Origin of the sequence: Rhizobium sp. BK379, from assembly GCF_014193955.1 — a bacterium.
In the GTDB taxonomy this organism is placed as follows: Bacteria; Pseudomonadota; Alphaproteobacteria; order Rhizobiales; family Rhizobiaceae; genus Rhizobium.
This window is the reverse complement of sequence record NZ_JACIAD010000003.1, coordinates 535,784-554,319: the sequence shown is the minus strand read 5'-3', so window position 1 is coordinate 554,319 and position 18,536 is coordinate 535,784. Positions and strand designations below refer to the sequence as shown.

The 18,536-nt window shown below is 58.8% G+C and carries 15 protein-coding genes and 1 pseudogene; 10 read left to right on the top strand and 6 right to left on the bottom strand.

The genetic code is table 11. The annotated features are described in order from the left end of the window. The first annotated feature begins 212 nt into the window (after positions 1-212). The 3 genes from FHT93_RS18910 (at position 213) to FHT93_RS18900 (ending at position 3,772) form a co-directional block, all read left to right on the top strand. Entirely contained in the window at positions 213-1,424 is a 1,212-nt protein-coding gene (locus FHT93_RS18910) for a glycosyltransferase (RefSeq protein ID WP_246781635.1), read from the top strand. A gap of 40 nt (positions 1,425-1,464) precedes the next feature. After that, positions 1,465-3,033 carry a glycosyltransferase family 39 protein gene (locus tag FHT93_RS18905; RefSeq protein WP_113015073.1) on the top strand — a complete coding sequence of 523 codons (1,569 nt, stop codon included), beginning with the start codon at positions 1,465-1,467 and terminating at the stop codon, positions 3,031-3,033. Positions 3,034-3,349: 316 nt separating this feature from the next. Next, complete coding sequence (locus FHT93_RS18900) at positions 3,350-3,772, top strand: HD domain-containing protein (protein ID WP_112970555.1); 423 nt, start codon at positions 3,350-3,352, stop codon at positions 3,770-3,772. A 217-nt stretch (positions 3,773-3,989) separates the two neighbouring features. On the opposite strand, the gene FHT93_RS18895 is transcribed toward FHT93_RS18900, so the two are convergent. Genes FHT93_RS18895 through FHT93_RS18875 form a run of 5 tightly spaced genes read right to left on the bottom strand, consistent with a single transcriptional unit; the run spans position 3,990 to position 9,205 of the window. Then, positions 3,990-4,760, bottom strand: a complete 771-nt coding sequence (locus tag FHT93_RS18895) for an ABC transporter ATP-binding protein (RefSeq protein WP_112970554.1) — start codon at positions 4,758-4,760, stop codon at positions 3,990-3,992. Between the two features lie 2 nt (positions 4,761-4,762). Further along, positions 4,763-5,611 carry an ABC transporter ATP-binding protein gene (locus FHT93_RS18890; RefSeq protein ID WP_183848883.1) on the bottom strand — a complete coding sequence of 283 codons (849 nt, stop codon included), beginning with the start codon at positions 5,609-5,611 and terminating at the stop codon, positions 4,763-4,765. Next, complete coding sequence (locus tag FHT93_RS18885; RefSeq protein WP_183848881.1) at positions 5,604-6,515, bottom strand: ABC transporter permease; 912 nt, start codon at positions 6,513-6,515, stop codon at positions 5,604-5,606. The genes FHT93_RS18890 and FHT93_RS18885 overlap by 8 nt, the downstream gene beginning before the upstream one ends. Positions 6,516-6,519: 4 nt before the next feature. Next, positions 6,520-7,581 carry an ABC transporter permease gene (locus FHT93_RS18880; RefSeq protein WP_183848879.1) on the bottom strand — a complete coding sequence of 354 codons (1,062 nt, stop codon included), beginning with the start codon at positions 7,579-7,581 and terminating at the stop codon, positions 6,520-6,522. 22 nt (positions 7,582-7,603) lie between these two features. Next, positions 7,604-9,205, bottom strand: coding sequence for an ABC transporter substrate-binding protein (locus FHT93_RS18875; RefSeq protein WP_113117560.1), 1,602 nt, complete (start codon positions 9,203-9,205; stop codon positions 7,604-7,606). Between the two features lie 135 nt (positions 9,206-9,340). On the opposite strand from FHT93_RS18875, the gene FHT93_RS18870 reads away from it, so the two are divergent. The 4 genes and pseudogenes from FHT93_RS18870 to FHT93_RS18855 form a co-directional block, all read left to right on the top strand. Then, positions 9,341-10,039: a GntR family transcriptional regulator gene (locus FHT93_RS18870; protein WP_183848944.1), complete on the top strand. Its 699-nt coding sequence runs from the start codon at positions 9,341-9,343 to the stop codon at positions 10,037-10,039. Positions 10,040-10,052: 13 nt separating this feature from the next. Further along, positions 10,053-10,961, top strand: a complete 909-nt coding sequence (locus FHT93_RS18865) for a dihydrodipicolinate synthase family protein (protein WP_113206512.1) — start codon at positions 10,053-10,055, stop codon at positions 10,959-10,961. A 12-nt stretch (positions 10,962-10,973) separates the two neighbouring features. Further along, positions 10,974-12,113, top strand: a complete 1,140-nt coding sequence (locus tag FHT93_RS18860; protein ID WP_183848877.1) for a mandelate racemase/muconate lactonizing enzyme family protein — start codon at positions 10,974-10,976, stop codon at positions 12,111-12,113. Positions 12,114-12,124: 11 nt separating this feature from the next. Continuing rightward, a pseudogene (locus FHT93_RS18855) lies at positions 12,125-12,250 on the top strand (aldehyde dehydrogenase family protein); the annotation flags it as partial. A 66-nt stretch (positions 12,251-12,316) separates the two neighbouring features. Here the strand turns inward: FHT93_RS18855 and FHT93_RS18850 are convergent. Further along, positions 12,317-13,519, bottom strand: coding sequence for a helix-turn-helix domain-containing protein (locus FHT93_RS18850; protein WP_246781634.1), 1,203 nt, complete (start codon positions 13,517-13,519; stop codon positions 12,317-12,319). A gap of 451 nt (positions 13,520-13,970) precedes the next feature. Between FHT93_RS18850 and FHT93_RS18845 the strand changes: the two genes are divergently transcribed. The 3 genes from FHT93_RS18845 (at position 13,971) to arcA (ending at position 18,406) form a co-directional block, all read left to right on the top strand. Further along, positions 13,971-15,401 carry a basic amino acid/polyamine antiporter gene (locus FHT93_RS18845; protein WP_183848875.1) on the top strand — a complete coding sequence of 477 codons (1,431 nt, stop codon included), beginning with the start codon at positions 13,971-13,973 and terminating at the stop codon, positions 15,399-15,401. A 309-nt stretch (positions 15,402-15,710) separates the two neighbouring features. After that, positions 15,711-17,144: a basic amino acid/polyamine antiporter gene (locus FHT93_RS18840; protein ID WP_112542678.1), complete on the top strand. Its 1,434-nt coding sequence runs from the start codon at positions 15,711-15,713 to the stop codon at positions 17,142-17,144. Between the two features lie 20 nt (positions 17,145-17,164). Further along, positions 17,165-18,406, top strand: coding sequence for an arginine deiminase (gene arcA, locus FHT93_RS18835; RefSeq protein ID WP_183848873.1), 1,242 nt, complete (start codon positions 17,165-17,167; stop codon positions 18,404-18,406). Positions 18,407-18,536 lie beyond the last annotated feature (130 nt).

Below are 18,536 nucleotides of genomic sequence, written 5' to 3'. Positions count from 1 at the left end.
GGCGCCCGGGAGCCTCAACAGCGCTCCAACAGGTCGAAAATCCGGTGGGCGAAGTGACGACTAAGTGAGACGCAGGCAGTCGAAGTTCAGCGTCGCGAGCGAGTTGGAGACACGGGGACAGGTTGGCAGTTCGCAACGAGAAGAAACGACCCGTCGGTTGATCAGCCTCTACGAAGTAGCCCTGCTCTCAGCGTTTCCTCCTTGGACTTGATTTGGATCAGAAAGTGCTTTCGGCGCCGTCAGTCTGCGCCGAGGACGTTCGCGTCGAATTCCAACAAAGGCGTCAGCATATGGAGATGTTCCTTCAAAGCGGTGGAGCCCAACTGAGGCGAGTTCTCCACGCTCCCGACGTTTCGGTCATCATACCAACATTTAACGAGCGGGATAATGTCGGCATGCTCGTCCGCCACCTGATCGCTACCCTCCGTGGCCTGAACTGGGAGGTGATATTCGTCGACGACGATTCAGCCGATCGCACCGTCGAGGTGTTGCGCGATATAGGGCGTGATGAGCCGCGGATACGCTGCATTCACCGGGTCGGCAGGCGTGGGCTGGCTGGGGCGTGCATCGAGGGAATGTTGTCCGCCCAGGCCGACATAGTCGCGGTCATGGACGCCGATCTTCAGCACGACCACCGACTCCTGCCGGATCTGGTCGCCGCCATCCGTCAAGGAAATGATTTTGCAATCGCGACCCGCTATAGCTCGCCTTATCAGGAAACGGCGCTCTCGCCATTCAGGAGCGCTGTTTCACGGATCGGGACTTTCGTTGCACAGCATACAATCCAGGCAAGGACAACCGATCCAATGAGCGGTTTCTTCGCCACTCGCCGCGACCTGGTCGAAGCGATGGCCTCCCGGTTGAGCAACCATGGTTTCAAGGTACTCTTTGATATCCTGTCAAATGCCGGCCCGGATGTTCGCATTGCCGAACTACCCTACCGATTCGCGACCCGTTCAGCCGGCCACAGCAAGATGGATCGTCGCGTCGCTCTTCAATTCTTGGAGCTGCTTGTTGCCAAGGCTACGAGAGGGGCCATCTCCTTGCGGTTGGTTTGCCTTGTCATCCTCGGCGCCGCTGGCCTGACCTTGCACATGGCGCTGCTGGCCGCGGTTCTTGCGACGGGCGCGGAGTTCGCGTGGGCTCAAGCGAGCGCAACCGTCGTCACCATGATTGTCAATTTTTCAGGTAATAACCTGATGACCTATCGCGATCAACGGCTGCGAGGCCGAGGCTTGCTCCGAGGATTGTCGATATATTCCGCAGTAGGTAGCCTTGGAGCCGCGGTCAATGTCGGTATCGCGACGGCTTTGTTCGCGGCAGCTAGCCCCTGGTGGGCCGCCGGTCTTGCGGGTGCCTTTGTCAGCGGTCTCTGGAATAACGTGATGACGCAAGCCCTTGTCAGAAGCCGCGAGCGCACGTGATGACCATCGACTTTCTCCCTTGCCGTCGGAGGCGTGCGCGATGGTCATTCTACCACATCTAACCGATGGCAAGTCGGGCAGCAATCGCGTTGAGGGGAAGCAGGTCGAGCGCCCCTTACCTGGCACGAGGCCATCCGAGAATCTCCCCATGTCGCCGCGGCACATCGCCGTCGCGATCGTGCTCGCGTTCACGCTGGTGCGACTGTTGTGGGCCTATTCGATCGGCTTTGGAATAGACGAAAGCTATACGATCGGCCAGGCACGGTTTCTCGCACTGTCGTATTTCGACCACCCGCCCTTGCACTATTGGATGACCCACGCGGCGGGTGTCCTTTTCGGAACAAGCTGGGCGGTTCGCGTTCCTACCATCCTGCTGTTTTCGGGTACGTCGTGGTCGATTTTCTGCCTGACCGAGCGCCTCTTCGGCGGCAGCGCGGCGGTATTTTCCATCCTTTTCCTCAACCTTTCGCTCTTCTTTCTGGTATCGGCGGGGGCTTGGATCGTGCCGGATGGCCCTCTACTTCTCTTTCTGGCCTGCGGCGCACAAGTCATGGCGAAGATTTTTTTCCCGCGTCCGGGTGAAGAAGAGCCTTCAATTTCTTGGTGGTTACTCGCAGGAGGACTTCTCGGTCTTGCGGGCCTGTCGAAATATTCTGCGTTCTTCACACTGACCGGCCTCGCATTCTTTGTGATGACAACGCCGCAGCGGCGCCAGTTGTCAAGGCGAGGTCCTTACGTCGCGTGCCTCGCGGGCCTGGTTGTGGTTCTACCGGTGCTGGTCTGGAATGGTCAGCATGATTGGGCGTCATTGCGTTTCCAGGCCGGGCGAGGCGCCTGGCAGTTTTCCCCTTGGGCCTTGGCTCGCATAATTCTCGGCCAGATCGTTTGGTTGGGGCCGTGGATAGCACTCCCACTCATACGGGCCTTGCTTCACGCATTTCGCAAGGGGCGAACGGAAAGAGAGTTGTTTTGCCTTGCCCTCGCAGTTCCGACGATCGGTTACACGACGCTTCAGGCGCTCGGGAGCGGAACAGGATTTCCGCATTGGCCGATGCCAGGATGGTTGTTCGTCTTCCCATTGCTGGGCGCTCGGTGCGGCGGCTGCGCCTGGCCGACCATTCGCTATGCCATCGTAACCTCATCCTTGACGCTCATGCTATTGACAGTGGCGGCGGCGTTCGGAGCCTCGGGAGCGCTTCAGCGGTTGAATATCAACGTCCATGATCCGACTCAGGATTTGGTTGACTGGTCTCCGGTTTTGGAAGTCCTCGTGCGGTTGAAGATTGGAATGCCGGATGGACCCGCAGTAGCGGGGTTGAACTGGGCCGAGGCCGGAAAGCTGGATGCCGCGGTGGGGGAAATCGCGCCCGTGCTAGTGCTCGGAAGTGACAAGCGCGGATTTGGTACAAGGTCAGATCCGCGTCTATCCAGCAGGCATGGCCTTGTCATCGTCGCCAGCGAGGAAGCTTGGGCGAGGGACGGGACGACCGTATCGTGCCTGCCAGAAGATGCCCGTCCAGTTGCGCGCTTGCAGATCGGCCGGGGAGGGCAAGCGGAGTTCGCCCTGCTTGTTATACCAGTCGAAGTGTGCGTGGGGAGGGCACATTAGCACGAAATCGTACCCGCCTCCCGGCCGACGAGATTCCTCGAGCAATCCAGCCATTGGCTTCCACCTTGATGTGCGTGACGCCGAGGCTATCGCCTCTTTGGCGAACGGTATTCTCGACCGAGGGTTGGGGAGCGCCCTGGTCGACCATTCCGGCATATCTCGCCACGAAGAGCTGGCGGCCGCCGTCTCCGGCGGCTTCGGATCGATTGGCGGAAGTCGTGCAGATGGACGGCTTCGAAATTGGGTCGTGGAACCGTAACTAGCCCGGTGAGGTTTAGGAAGAGAACGCAGGGCCGTTCGATGATGGAGGATCCAGGTGCAGCCGCAACAGCATCTTCAACACGCCATTCAGGTCGCGTCGGAGGCACATGGCGGACAGATGGACAAGACTGGCCATCCTTATGTCGAGCATTGTCGACGTGTCGCCGACTTGGTTGCGACCGAGGAAGAGCAAATCGTAGCCTACCTGCACGACATCCCGGAAAAAGCGTCGGGCTGGACATTGGATCGGCTTAAACAGGAAGGATTTTCTTCTGCTGTCATCGCCGCTGTGGATGCGATGACCAAGCGGGTCGGTGAAGACGACGATGATTTTGTCCGGCGCGCCATTGCGAACCCGATCGCCCGGGCCGTAAAGAAGGCCGATCTCGAAGACAATCTTGTTCAGGCCGAGGAGGCTGGTCTGGAGACCGCGAAGTACCTGCGCGGACTGGAAATCATTCAGCGGGGGAAAGCCTGAAGTCTCCAGCCAGGATGGCCGAGGTATCGTCGGAGGCGATGAAGGAGCGGCGAGGAACCTACGTCACCGCACGTCGACCCCGAGTAAACGTTCGCATTCTCTTAGCGGCCAGGTGCTGAGCGACGGGTTCGATGCTCTGATCCCTTCAGGCAACTATCCATTGTATGCACTCGCAGTCTATTTCTCGGCGATCAGTCACGGAGCTCGATGCGGTTCGCTACACGACAGGATCGACACGCTTTTTATGATAGCCCCTGCTGCCGTCGAGAAGCGTGTGGGTATAGGAGTGCTCAACATTTCCGCTGAGCAAAGCATCTCTCGAGGCGATTTCCACGAACATCCCGCCCTGCATGACAGCGACGCGATTGCAGAGGTGAGCAATGACCGCCATATCGTGGCTGACGAGAATGTAGGTCAGCTTTTCCCTTTCGCGCAGGTCCTTCAACAGATTGAGGATCTCGGCCTGGATGGACACATCGAGTGCGGATGTCGGCTCGTCGAGGAGAAGAACGCGCGGCTTCAGGATCAGGGCGCGTGCGATTGCGACACGCTGGCGCTGACCGCCCGAGAGCTGATGCGGAAAACGATGATAGAAGGATGCGGGCAGGCCGACATCACGCAACGCCTGCTCTACGCGCTCCCTGCGCCGGTCGATGCCATGAATCTCGAGGGGTTCGAGAAGCGTGCGGCCGATCGTGTGACGTGGGTGAAGCGAGCCGAAAGGGTCCTGGAAAACCATCTGCTGCTTGGCGAGCTGCGATTTTGAGCGCTTGGCGGCGATTGCCTCTCCATCAAGCGCAATCGAGCCACCCCACGCTTTAATCCTGCCGGCCAACGCGCCGAGAACTGTGGATTTGCCGCATCCGCTCTCACCGACGAGGCCGAAGGTCTCGCCCGGAGCGACGTCGAAGGAGACATCCTTGACCACCTGTTTGGCGGAGTGGCCGCTGCCGAAGGAAACGGCAAGATTCTTGACTGATATCATCATGCTCATGCCTCCGCCCAGCTCGGGTCCCGCCTCAAGATCTCAAGGCGGTCTCGAGGGTGGTCGAGGCTCGGCAGCGCCTGCAGGAGACCTCGCGTATAGGGATGGGTTGCCTCTTCGAGCTTTGCAGCTTCAAGCTCTTCGACGATACGTCCGGCATACATGATGACCACCCGATCGCAGAAGCTCTTCACCAGGTTGAGGTCGTGCGAGATAAAGATCAGGCCGATGTTGCGCTCGGTGATCAGATCGTCGAGGATCGACAGGACCTGCTGGCGCACCGTCACGTCGAGCGCCGAGGTCGGCTCGTCGGCGATGATCAGCGATGGGGAGGAAATCAGCATCATCGAGATCATGATGCGCTGCCCCATGCCGCCGGAGACTTCATGCGGATAAAGATTGAAGACGCGCTCGGGATCGCGAATGTTGACCCGCTCCAGCATGGCGAGTGTGCGTTCTCGCGCTTCGCGGCGGCCGACGCGTTCATGCAGAATGACGGTTTCGGCGATCTGCTCGCCGACCGTCATGACCGGGTTGAGCGAATATTTCGGGTCCTGCAGGATCATCGAAATGCGCCGCCCACGGATCGCGCGCATATCGGCCTCGCTGGCGCGTACGAGATCGACATCCTCGAAGCGCATTTCGTCCGCGACCACTTTGGCAGTGGCCGGCTGCAGCCGCATGATGGCGCGTCCGGTGGTACTCTTTCCGGAGCCGGATTCGCCGATGATGCCGACTTTTTCGCGCCCGACGGTGAATGAGACATTCTTTACGGCCGTCACGACGCCCGAAAGGGTCGGGAATTGGACCGACATGTTTTTGACGGAAAGGATCGGCTGGGATTGATCAGGCATTTCGGGGATCCATGATGTCGCGCAGGCCATCGCCCAGAAGATTGAAGGCAAGGCTGACCACGAGGATTGCAATGCCGGGAACCGTCGTCAGCCACCAGGCATCGAGTAGATATTGCCGGCCTGACGCTGCCATCGCACCCCATTCCGGCATCGGCGGCTGGGCGCCGAGACCGAGAAAGCCGAGGCCGGCCGCCGTCAGGATGACGCTCGACATGTTGAGCGTCAGTCGAATGATGATCGAGGGAGCACAGAGCGGCACGATGTGATGGAGCAGGATGCGACCCATGCCGGCGCCTTGCAGTTCCGCGGCGACGACGAAGTCGGCAGCGCGAAATGTCAGCGTCTCGGCGCGCGCCAATCGGGCGATCGGTGGCCAAACCGTCAGCGCAATGGCGATGACGGCATTTTCGATGCCTGGCCCGAGGGCTGCAGAAAAGGCCAATGCCAGAACAAGGCTCGGGAAGGACAGGAAGATATCGGTGATGCGCATCAACACGACATCGATCCAGCCGCCGAGATAGCCGGCAGTCGCACCGATTACAAAGCCGATCGGCGCAACGATGATGGTCACCAGAATGCTGATATAGAGCGTTGTGCGTGCGCCATGGACGAGACGCGAATAGACGTCGCGGCCGAACTCGTCGGTTCCGAACCAGTTGGTCGCCGACGGCGGTCTCAGCGCCGTCGTCAGATCCTGGGCAATAGGGTCGTGATTGGCAAGGAGCGGCGCGAAGGCAGCGACGAGCACCAGCGCGAGCACGACCAGAAAGCCGGCAAAAGCCAGCGGATTGGCAAGCAGGTTAAGCCACAGGACATAGGCCTTGTGGAAACGCGCCTGCCGGGTCGAGGAAAATTCCTCGTTGATCAGCCAATTGTGGAGATCGTTGAAATAGCGTGTCGCCATGATGTCACCGGGTGCGCGGATCGAGGAAGCGGTAGGCGATGTCGGACAGCAGGTTGATGACGATCGAAATGATGCCGATCAGGAGCACGCTGCCAAGGATCGCGTTCATGTCCGCGAAGAACAGCGCGGAGGTCAGATATTGCCCGAGGCCGGGCCAGGCAAAGACGGTCTCGATGAGGACCGTGCCATCCAGCAGGCCACAATAGGCAAGGGCAACGATGGTCAAAAGCTGCACCCGGATGTTGCGGAAGGCATGACGCCAGACGATCGCGCGCTGGTCGAGACCCTTTGCCTTCGCCGTCAGCACATATTCTTGCCGAAGCTGTTCCAGCATGAAGCTGCGGCTCATGCGGCTGAGATAGGCCATGGCCGCGTAACCGAGGATCAGGGCAGGGGCTGTGACATGCAGCAAGGCATCCCGGAAAACCTCCCATTCGCCGGCAATGATCGCATCGACAAGGATGGAGTTGGTTGGCCCTTCGACCAGTCCTTCATTATAGACGTCCAGTCGGCCGCTGCCGGGGATGAGCCCGAACTTGGCGTAAAAGACCAGGATAACAATGGTGCCGAGCCAGAAAATCGGCGTTGAATGCCCAAGCAGCCCGACGACACGCGCGAGATGATCGACCCATGTTCCCTTGCGAACGGCAGAGATGATGCCGAGCGGAATGCCGAGGCCGGCGCCGATGATCGTTGCGAGCGTCGCAAGCTCAAGTGTCGCCGGGAAAACCCGGGCAAGGTCACTTGCCACGGGGTTCTTGGTCACATGGGACTGGCCGAAATTCAGGTGAGCGACATTGCCGAGATAGGTCGCGAACTGGACATAGAGCGGCTGATCCAGCCCCATCTCCTTGTGGACCCGCTCGTAGGTCGCCTGGTCGGCCTGGTCGCCGATGACAGCAATGACCGGATCGGCCGGGACCATGCGGCCGACGACGAAGGTGATGATTAGCAGGCCGAGCAACGTCGTCAGGATGACGCTGAAGGATGTTGCCACCTTCTTCACCGCATCGAGCACGGCTACTCTGCCGCCCGATGCGGCCCCGGATGTTTGTGAGATGCTCACGTCATTCTCCCTTGGAAGGAGGTCACTCGCCCTTGGAAACCGTGTCCCAGCGCGTCAGCCATGTCGAATGGCCGAGATAGCCCTTTACCTCCTTGCGAACCGCCTTTGCGTCGGTGCGCAGGAAGGAGGTGATCAGCGGCGGAGACGATTCGAGATAGGCCTTGTTGATCTTCGCGTAGAGATCGGCCCGCTTCTGCTGGTCGGTCTCGTGGGCGGCAGCAGTCACCATATCCTGAATGTCCTTCGGCACATCCCAGGCGGTGCGCCAGGCGTTCAGGCCGGTAAGCTTGGCATCGTCGGAATTGTTGGCATTGGTCGCATAGGACTGGAGGATCGCGTGAGGATCCGGCAGGCGTTCACCCGATCGTGCCGAAAAGATCTCGAATTCACGCGTGCGGAACTTGCCGATATGGTCGCCGCCCTGAAGATCGAGCTTGACGCCGGCCTTTGCGGCGTTGGCCTGCAGCGACTGTGCAACCTCATATTCCGGGGTGACCGGCGTTGCGTAATAGACTTTCGAGAAACCGTTCGGATAGCCGGCTTCAGTGAGCAGCTGCTTGGCCTTCTCGATGTCGAGCTTGTAGGGATTGACCTCACTTGCACCCGGCAGGCCGGCCGGAATGATCGTCTGCTGCTTGATGCCGTAATATTTCATGACGGTGTTGGCGAGGCCGTCATAATCGATCAGGTAGCGGAAGGCTTCGCGAACCTTGGGATTGGACAGAATCTCGTCCTTCTGGTTCAAGGCGAGATAATAGAAGCCGAAGCCCGGCGTCTTCTGAATATCGGCCTTGCCCCCCGCTTCAACCGCCGCAAGGTCGGTGGAGGAAAGACGCGTCGCGACATCGACGTCGCCAGCCTCGAGCTGCAGGCGCTGGCCGGAGGATTCCGGCATGTGGCGCAGGACGACGCGGCGCATTTTCGGAGCACCCTGCCAGTAATCCTTGTTGGCATCGGCGATTAGCAGGTCATTGACGCGCCAGGTCCGCAGCGCATAGGGGCCAGAGCCTGCGTCGTTGGCCTGCAGGAACTCGCGCCCCATATCGCCGTCCTTTTCATGCTCGACAAGGAACTTGCTGTCCAGGATCGAGGTCGAGAAGCTCGCCAGCGAATAGAGGATGAGGTTGGGGTTCCAGAGGCTGGGCGTCTGGAGGACCACGGTGCTGTCGTCGCTCGCCTTGATCAGATCGTCGACATTCTTGTCGGTAAAGCCCCATTGGCGAAGGTCGACGGATGGCGCGAGCCCCAATTTGACGAGACGCCGCAGCGACCACTCGACGTCCTTCGCCGTCAGCGGATTGCCGGAATGAAACTTGATGCCGGGGCGGATCTTGAATGTGAAGGTCTTGCCGTCCGGCGAGACGTTCCAGCTCTCGGCCACACCCGGAGCCGGCTTGGTGATGTCGTTGGCCGGCAGCACGATCAGCCGCTCATAAAGGTTCGCGACAATTTCTGCTGCTTCCAACTGGTTGATTTCATTAGGATCGAGACCGCGCATCGACGACATGTTCGTTGCGATGACCAACTGGTCCTTCGGGGTGGCTGCGGCCGCAGCCAGTGGCATCATCAGGCTCGCGGCAACAAGAGCCGACGAGATCAATAGCCCGCGTCTTTGGATCTTCATTTTCTTCCTCCCAAGCATCTCTGCAATCGCATCAGAACGAATTTTGATATCGACATCGATCTGAAATCTGGTATATCAGATCTCACAAAACGATTTTGTCGTCAACGGGGGAATTTTCGGCTTATGGAAAATAGGATGGAGGGTGGGGCGGGCGACGACCGCATCGAAAAGATCGATCCGCGATTCCTGACGACCCTTCGTGATCATGTTCATAAGACGCTGCGAGCGGCGATCTTGTCGGGCCGCTTTCGCGCCGATGAGCGCGTGAACGAGCGCCAGCTCGCCGAGCAGCTTGGTGTTTCCACCACTCCGATCAAGGAGGCACTCCGGCAGCTCGAGACCGAAGGACTGGTTGAAACCCTGCCGCGTCGTGGGGTGCTGATCCGGTTCAACGCCGGGTGGGCGGAGGAAATGATCCTGGCACGCGCCGCGCTGGAATCGATGATCGCCCATCTCGCCGCCAAGCGGATCACCCAGGAAGAAGCCGGGAAGCTCAGCGATACGGTCGCGTCGATGAAGGCGGCCACAGCCAATGGCGTTGCGGATGACCTCATTGCCCTGAATGAGACCTTTCACGAACAGATCCACATCGCCTCGCGCTGCCAGTACTTGTCTCGCATGATCGAGCGCCAGCAATTCTACGACGCGAGCATTCGCCGTATCATTCATTCCGACAACAAGGAGCGCGACAAGGCGCTGGCCGAACACACCGCCATCGCTGCCGCCATCGTCTCGAACGATAGCGACAGGGCTGAGCGGGTGATGCGCGATCACGTCGTCCGCTCCGGGGAAACCTACCTCAACATCGTATTCAGGAAGAAAGAGGACATTTGACGTGACCGTGGCAATGGACAAGATTCGCAAGGCCCTGACGGGCATTTCCGGCGTTCCGGTGACCCCCTACAAGGCGGACGGCAGCATCGACCTGGCCAAGCTTTCCGCATTGATTGCGCGCCTCGCCAGCGCCCGGGTCCACAATCTGATGGCCGCCGGCAATACGGGCGAATTCTTCACGCTTACGATGGATGAGGTAAAGGCGGTTCACAGCGCAACGATCAAGGCCGCCGATGGCAAGGCTCTGATCAGCGCCGCTGTCGGGCGTTCGCTGACGGAAGCCAAGGCCCTCGCCCGTCACGCGATTGCCGAGGGCACCGATGCGATCATGGGGCACCACCCGATGGATCCCTTTGCCGGGCCGAGCTACCAGGCGAAATATTTCCTCGAACTTGCCGAGGCGTCGACCGTCCCTGTCATTGCCTATGTGCGCAGCGATACATTCTCCGTCGCTGATTTCCGGAAGCTTGCCCTGCATCAGAACATTGCCGGTATCAAGTTCGCTTCCGGCAATCTGATGCTGCTTGCCGAAGTCATCCGCTCGACGAAGGATGCGCCGGCGATCTGGGTCTGCGGCCTCGCCGAGGGCTGGGCACCGGCCTTCTATGCCATGGGTGCTCGCGGCTTTACCTCGGGGCTCGTCAACGTTTTCCCCGAGCGTTCGCATGCCATCCATCAGGCGTTGGAAGCCGGCGACTACGCCGCTGCCCGCGCGCTTATCGACGACATCGCCGGTTTCGAAGCGCTGCGCACCAAATATCTGAACGGCGCCAATGTCACTGTCGTCAAGGAGGCGCTCGGCATGCTCGGAACCGATGTCGGCCCTGTTCGCCTTCCCGGCGTTGAAAGTCTGACGGACGCGGAACGCGCGGAACTGCGCGCAATCGTCGACAATGTAAGCGGCAAGAACCGCGCCGCCTGAGGAAGAATGTCAATGCACATCACCGGCTTCAAGACCTACATGCAGCGCGTCGACGACCGGCCGCGACTGCTCCTGAAAATCGAAACGAGCGAAGGCATTTCCGGTTGGGGCGAGTGCTACAATCACGGCCCCGACTGGGCGCTGCCGCCGCTTTTCGACTACCTCTTCCATCAGATTGAAGGAGAGGACCCCCGCCGAGTGGAATTCCTTGTGCTGAAACTCAATCAGCAGTGCCGTTTTCCGCCGGGCGCCCTCGGGCTTGCGGCCATTTCGGCGATCGATCACGCGCTCTGGGACATTGCCGGCAAGGCCGCCGGCCTGCCGGTTTACATGCTGCTTGGCGGCAACGTTCGGGATCGGGTGCGCGTCTATTGCGGCGTCTATACCGCTCCGGACCCGCAGACGGCGCAGGACCAGACCCTGGAGCTGAACGAAAAATACGGCTACACGGCTTTCAAGCTCAGCCCTTTCCGCCGCGACCTGCATGCCAGCCGTTGGGGCGAGCTTGTAAAGGAAACCGGTGACTGGTTTGCCAAGATACGCGAGATTACGCCGTCGCATTTCGAATTCGCATTTGATGCCCATGCGAAAATTTTCGAGCCCTATCAAGCTGTTCAGCTTGCGGCGGCGATTGCGCCGAACGATCCGCTGTTCTACGAAGAGCCGATCCGGCCGGAACACATTCCGGCATGGGCTGAGCTGAAGTCGAAAGTTTCCGTCCCGCTGGCCACCGGGGAATCGCTCTACAATCGTTTCGAATTTCTGACCCTGCTTTCAGCCCGAGGCGCCGATATCATCCAGCCGGACATATGCGTTGTCGGCGGCGTAACGGAAATGCGCCGGATCGCAACAATCGCTGAGGCCCACTATGTAACCGTCGCGCCGCATAACCCGATGGGGCCGCTTGCGACGGCGGTCAACATTCACTTCTGCGCCGCGCAGCCGAACTTCAAGGTGCTTGAGTTCAAGCCCCATATCCACGCGCCATGGGCGGCCGATCCGTATATGCCGGTCGACGGCCACATGGAATTGCGGCCCGACCGTCCGGGCTGGGGGCTGGAAATCGATGAAAAGGCGTTGCAGACGGAAGACTACATTCACTGGGAGCGGAAAATAACCCGCAAGCCGGACGGATCGACAGCCTATCCCTGACTGGTTCGGTCATTCGCGCCCGCCAAGCCGAGATCGCCCGCCTCGAAGTTCTCGACAACGGCAAGCCGTTTTCGGAGGCCGACTGGGATGTCGCCGAGGCGGCGGGCTGCTTCGATTTATATGCGGGGCTCGCCGAATGGCGTTGCCCCGCCGCGCCCTCGTGGTCGCTTCCGCGAATAAATCGAATGGCTCATGTGGTCGGATCAGCCGTGCAGTCTGCGCAGCATTGTTCCAAGCCGGCTCGCCGGGTCGCTTTCCTCAAGCCCTTTGGGGTGTCGGCAAGGGAAGTGGCTCCTCTTTCCGAACCTCACATCCGTCGGACTATAGCCGAATTCCCGCTTGAAAGCGCGGCTGAACTCCGTGCCGTCACTGAAGCAGCGCTGCTCGGCCAAATCTAGTATCCGGCGTTGGTCGCTAGGGTTCGCTAAAGCTGCATGGGCGTCGAGCAGGCGCCTATGCTGGATGTAATGCTTAACTCCGCCAAAAGCCTCAAACATCCGGTAAAGTCGCGAACGCGAAACCCCCAATTCTCGCTCGAGCGTTTGAGGTCCCAGGGTGGGGTCGAACAGCTTCGATTGTATGATTTTCTGCGCTCGATCCAGCAGCGTTGTTGAAATCGGATGACTTGCCATCTCAACGTTGCCGGACGAAGGAGAGACACAAGCGAGCATCATTGCGCGCGTTGCCTCCACCAAGGCAGGAAGATCGGTTAGTTGGAGGAGCGGTAGCTGGTTGGCCAGCGCGATCATATAGTCATGGAATAGCCGCGCCATGCCGCTTTCAACTGTTGTGAATTCAGCTGCGCTCAAGGCCCGGGTTAAACGAGGGCAAAAGTCCCGCGGGACGAACAAGATGAGCATCTCGCTCGCCGTCAGACTGCCGTGGAAATTGCGCCCCATCGTATGGACCTGCGTGACCCCGGCAGTGCCACGGAATGTGCCGGTGGTGGTTTCGGTACAGGTTTCTCCGGAAAGCAAAACCGACAGGACGAAATGGTCAAGTGGCTCCCAGTGGAGGTGATGTATTGTGCTCTTGAATTGCAGGGGATCCGTTGTGACATGCGAAAACACAAGGCAGCCGAGGTCCCAGGTGGACAGCTGTCCAAAGAACCCCCTCGTCGTGTCACGCGTCGAACCGAGATCAACGATCGGGGCGAAATTGGCGCGCCACGCCTCGAACTGGCGGATCGTCGGTACAGCGTTCGTTACAAAATCAAAGGAAGAGAGATTTGATGACTGCGGGGCGGTAACCGGTCCGGGAGCGCGGTTTTCCACCGCATTCCGTCCAGCCGCAAGTCGCGCTGGCTGAAAGGCCTTTTGCTGCGTCCCTATCTGGCAAACTGTCATGATACGCGCGCAGACCGAGCTGCGCTTTGAAAAGCGGAATTCGACATCGAAGGTCTCCAACCAAAATCTGCATTTCAACTGGATGTCTGGCCGTCTTGCGACACTCACGCCGGATTTCGGATCGTCTATTAGCATGATCGACTATAAACTACAATCTAGCCGGGCTGGGACAGCTTTACTATCGCCTGACAACGTACTCAGTTCCGTCGAATGCGCAGAAATCGTTGGTGCGATCTTGTATCGAAGCTATTTCGATGCCGGCCTTCGAGGTTTTTTGGGCTGTGTCGCAGCGAGCCGGTTTCTCGCCCTTAGGTCGCGACGATTGGCGCAATCTTGCTTACAAGAGGCACCTGTTGCTACCGTGCCAACAGATCGAAAGTCGACCTGCTTCGTGGACGGAGAGCATAGGCACGAGATTCCGTGCCATCACTGGGGCGTTGCGGATCAGGTAATGTGAGCTGATGGACGGCCGTTCGTGCCGTCGAAAATAGGCCCACCTGGATCGTCAGCCATGAAATCTTCTTCCGAACGCAAATTCTCGATGTGGACGCTGATGGCGATGTGCGTAGGGTCGATGGTCGGCGCTGGTATTTTTTCGCTTCCACAAGCTTTCGGACGTGCGACGGGGCCATTTGGTGCAATGATCGCTTGGGCGATCGCTGGCCTTGGCATGTTGATGCTCGCCTTCGTCTTTCAGACCCTGTCGCAACGTAAGCCAGATTTGGACGCCGGCATCTACGCCTATGCGAAAGCGGGTTTCGGCGACTATCTTGGATTCCTGTCCACGCTTGGCTACTGGTCCGCCGCCCTGCTTGGGAATGTTTCCTACTTTGTATTGATCAAGTCGACTCTTGGCCTCTTTTTCCCGATCTTCGGCGACGGGAATACGATTTTCGCCATTGCCACCTCGTCAGTGTTGCTGTGGACCGTTCACGCGCTGATCTTGCGTGGAATTCGCGGAGCGGCGTTGATCAATACGATCGTCACCTTCGCCAAAATCATCCCAATCATACTCTTCATTGTATTTGTCATTTACGGTTTCCAAGCCGACATCTTCGCGCTCAACTTTTGGGGAGGTGAAACCGTTACCTTCGGCAGCGTCGCGGGGCAGGTCCGCGCGACCATGCTGGTTACGGTATTCGTCTTCGTCGGCATTGAAGGCGCGAGCGTTTATTCTCGCTATGCCCGCAACCGCTCTGATGTCGGAATTGCGACATTGCTTGGCTTTGCGGGCGTGCTTTGTCTGCTCGTTCTCGTGACCATCCTCTCTTACGGCGTCATGCTTCGTGCCGATCTTGCCAATTTGCGCAATCCATCGATGGCCGGCGTGCTATCGGCCGTCGTCGGCCCGTGGGGCACGCTCTTCGTCAGCGCCGGGCTGATGATCTCGGTTGGTGGGGCCTATCTCTCCTGGGTTCTGCTTGCCGCTGAAATTCTGTTCTCCGCTTCGAAATATGGGACGATGCCTCGATTTCTGAGGCGTGAAAACAGTGCTGGCGTGCCGTCGAACGCTCTGTGGTTGACCAATATTGTGGTGCAGGTCTTCCTGATCCTGTCACTATTTGCGCAATACGCGCTTCGCCTGGCTATCGAACTTACCAGTTCGATGATTCTGATTCCCTATTTTCTCGTCGCCGCCTATTCTTTTAAGCTTGTCTTGACTGGCGAAACGTACGAAGGGGATTCCGCGAGCCGCCACCGCGAATTCGTGCGATCCGCATTAGCACTCACCTATACTTCCTTTCTTATCGCCGCTGCAGGTGGCACTCATCTGCTGCTTTCCGCCGCCATTTACGGACCGGGTACCATCCTGTTCTTAATGGCGCGTCGAGAGCAGAAACTTCCCGTGTTCAAGCTGGCCGAAATGCCGGTGTTCATCGTTGCGGCCGCGGGCGCCATGATTGCCATTTACGCCCTCGCAACCGGTCGCATTTCGGTTTGAGGACAAGTCAAACCGAATGCAGACCTCGGTCGCAACTGTGCGAGAGTGCCAACCGACTGAAATGTTTCGAAATATTTCGCTTCGCCCCGTGCGGCTCCAGGTATCCGTTTCTCAAAGTCGTTGTCGCAAACGTCGCGACTTAACGCATTGTTCGCTAATTTAGCAAATTTCGTCACTTTTAAACGCAAAGCATAGTTGTGAGATTCTGTGCGATCACGGCCACGGCGGAAGCATTTTATAGTGCGCTATAGGCCGTTCCCTGCAGCACGAATGTTCAAAAGGTCCGAACAACCTTCTTGAGAGGGCATCATGACTTCGGCTTCCACGCAAAAATTGTCCCTTTTCGCACTGACGTCCATGGTTGTCGGGTCGATGGTAGGCGCTGGTATATTCAACCTTCCAGGTCGTTTCGGGACGGCGACCGGGCCGTTCGGTGCGATCATAGCGTGGGCGATCGCGGGCACGGGCATGTATATGCTTGCGCGTGTGTTTCAGGCCCTGGCGGAGAAAAAGCCCGAGATCGATTCTGGCGTTTTCGCCTACGCCAAGGAGGGCTTCGGTAATTACATGGGCTTTCTTTCGGCCTTTGGATACTGGCTGGGAAGCTGCCTCGGCAACGTTTTCTATTGGGTGTTGATCGGCTCGACGCTAGGCCGGTTCTTCCCTGGGCTCTTCGGAGACGGGAGCACCATGATCGCCATCGTCGTTTCTCTCCTGGGAATATGGGCCTTCCATTTCATGATCCTGCGCGGCGTGGAGCAGGCGGCCTTCATCAACGTGATCGTCACGATTGCAAAGATCGTCCCGATCGTCGTCGCCATCCTGGCGATGATATTCGCGTTCAATTACACAGAGTTCTCCGCGAATTTTTTCGGCGGTGTACACATGCCCGAAAAATCGCTTTTCGCGCAGGTTCGTGACACGATGCTGATCACGGTCTTCGTCTTCCTGGGGATCGAAGGAGCGAGCGTCTATTCCCGCTTCGCCAAGACCCGTGCCGATGTCGGTACCGCGACTATTCTCGGCTTTGTCGGTGTGACCGGTCTGATGGTGGCGATCACTTTGCTTCCCTACGCTGCGATGCCGCGCGCAACGGTCGCGGGAGTCCAAAACCCCTCGCTCGCTGGCGTTCTGGAAGTCGTGGTCGGCCATTGGGGGGCGGTGTTCATTTCGGTCGGCGTGCTGGTATCGGTCCTTGGCGCCTATCTCGCATGGTCGCTGATCTGCGCCGAAGTGCTGTTTGCTGCTGCCAAATCAGCCGATATGCCGAGGCTATTTGCAGCGCAGAACGACAACAGGGTGCCGGCCAACGCGTTGTGGCTGACCAATATCGTCGTCTCACTGTTCGTGATCTCGACCTACTGGTCTCGCGATGCCTTCAATTTCATGCTCGACATGACGAGCGTGACGGCGCTTCTTCCCTATCTTCTGGTCGCAGGCTACGGCGTGCTGCTTGCGCGTCGGGGCGAAGGCTATGAGGAAACGCCGGAGGAGCGCGGCCGCGACCAGATATTTGCCTGGATCGCGGTGATCTACACGATCGTGATGTTCATCGCCGCAGGGCTGAAATATGTCCTGCTCGTCAGCGTTTTATTCGTGCCGGGAACCATCCTTTACGTCTGGGCGCGGCGAGAGCAGAGAGTGACGCTTTTCACCAGCATCGAACTCATCGTCTTCGCCGTCACCGTGATTGCGGGCCTTGTCGGAGCTTATGGTCTGTTGAGCGGCACCATCACGCCTTGAGGACACAGGGAGGAAAATCGATGACACAAATCACATTCGGTGTGCATTCCGAAGTTGGCCAACTGCGAAAGGTCCTGGTATGCGCGCCGGGGCGTGCCCATCAGCGTCTGACGCCGAGCAATTGCGACGCGCTCTTGTTCGACGATGTTCTCTGGGTCGATAATGCCAAGCGCGACCACTTCGACTTCATAACCAAAATGCGTGACCGCGGCGTCGACGTGGTCGAGATGCATAATTTGCTGGCCGAGACGGTTGCAATCCCCGAGGCCAAGAAGTGGATTCTAGACAATCAGGTCGTCGCCAACCAGATCGGTCTCGGTCTGCTGAACGAAGTGCGATCCTATCTGGAGGGGCTTTCCGACCGGGATCTGGCCGAAACCCTGATCGGCGGCCTGTCGACATTCGAATTTCCGGAAGCTCTAGGCGGCGAGCAACTGGCGTTGATCCGCGATGCAGCCGGCGTCAACGAATATCTGCTGCCGCCGCTGCCGAACACCCTCTATACGCGTGATACGACCTGCTGGATCTATGGCGGTGTAACGTTGAATGCGCTTTACTGGCCAGCGCGTCATGAGGAGACGATCCTTACCACTTCTATTTACAAGTTTCATCCCGACTTCGCCGGCAAGGTCAACGTCTGGTGGGGAGATCCAACGAAGGATTGGGGTCTTGCCACGATCGAAGGCGGCGATGTCATGCCAATTGGCAAGGGTAACGTCCTGATCGGCATGAGTGAGCGCACCTCCCGACAGGCGATCGGTCAGGTGGCAAAAGCACTATTCGAGAAAGGTGCTGCCGAGCGCGTTATCGTTGCGGCCATGCCGAAGCTGCGCGCTGCCATGCATCTCGACACGGTATTCACCTTTGCGGACCGCGACTGCGTGCTTCTCTATCCCGATATCGTCAACAATATCGAAGCCTTCTCCTATCGTCCCGACGGCAATGGCGGCATCGAACTGCGCAAGGACAAGGGCTCTTTCGTCGAAACCGTGCGCGACGCGCTCGGATTGAAGACGATGCGTGTCGTCGAGACCGGCGGAAACGACTACATGCGCGAACGAACCCAGTGGGACAGCGGCGCCAATCTGGTCTGCGCGTCACCCGGCGTCGTCTATGCCTACGACCGCAATACCTACACCAATACCTTGCTGCGCAAGCAGGGGATTGAGGTGATCACGATCACAGGCGCGGAGCTTGGGCGTGGGCGCGGCGGCGGCCATTGCATGACATGCCCTATCGCTCGTGACGCGGTCGACTACTGATCGTGGCCGAAAAACCTGGCTTTCTTATCCGGAATCCTTGGGTTTGTGCCCGGGTCAAGGCGCCTGCCTGTGGTCTGGAACGCTCGCTTCGGGAAGCATCGCCTCTCGAACGGCACGGGATGGTCATGTC

Bases quoted from the DNA above. Each gene is read 5' to 3' on its own strand.
- FHT93_RS18905 (WP_113015073.1), top strand. From the start codon at position 1,465: ATGGTCATTCTACCACATCTAACCGATGGCAAGTCGGGCAGCAATCGC.
- FHT93_RS18895 (WP_112970554.1), bottom strand. From the start codon at position 4,760: ATGATGATATCAGTCAAGAATCTTGCCGTTTCCTTCGGCAGCGGCCAC.
- FHT93_RS18890 (WP_183848883.1), bottom strand. From the start codon at position 5,611: ATGCCTGATCAATCCCAGCCGATCCTTTCCGTCAAAAACATGTCGGTC.
- FHT93_RS18885 (WP_183848881.1), bottom strand. From the start codon at position 6,515: ATGGCGACACGCTATTTCAACGATCTCCACAATTGGCTGATCAACGAG.
- FHT93_RS18875 (WP_113117560.1), bottom strand. From the start codon at position 9,205: ATGAAGATCCAAAGACGCGGGCTATTGATCTCGTCGGCTCTTGTTGCC.
- FHT93_RS18870 (WP_183848944.1), top strand. From the start codon at position 9,341: ATGGAGGGTGGGGCGGGCGACGACCGCATCGAAAAGATCGATCCGCGA.
- FHT93_RS18865 (WP_113206512.1), top strand. From the start codon at position 10,053: ATGGACAAGATTCGCAAGGCCCTGACGGGCATTTCCGGCGTTCCGGTG.
- FHT93_RS18860 (WP_183848877.1), top strand. From the start codon at position 10,974: ATGCACATCACCGGCTTCAAGACCTACATGCAGCGCGTCGACGACCGG.
- FHT93_RS18845 (WP_183848875.1), top strand. From the start codon at position 13,971: ATGAAATCTTCTTCCGAACGCAAATTCTCGATGTGGACGCTGATGGCG.
- FHT93_RS18840 (WP_112542678.1), top strand. From the start codon at position 15,711: ATGACTTCGGCTTCCACGCAAAAATTGTCCCTTTTCGCACTGACGTCC.
- arcA (WP_183848873.1), top strand. From the start codon at position 17,165: ATGACACAAATCACATTCGGTGTGCATTCCGAAGTTGGCCAACTGCGA.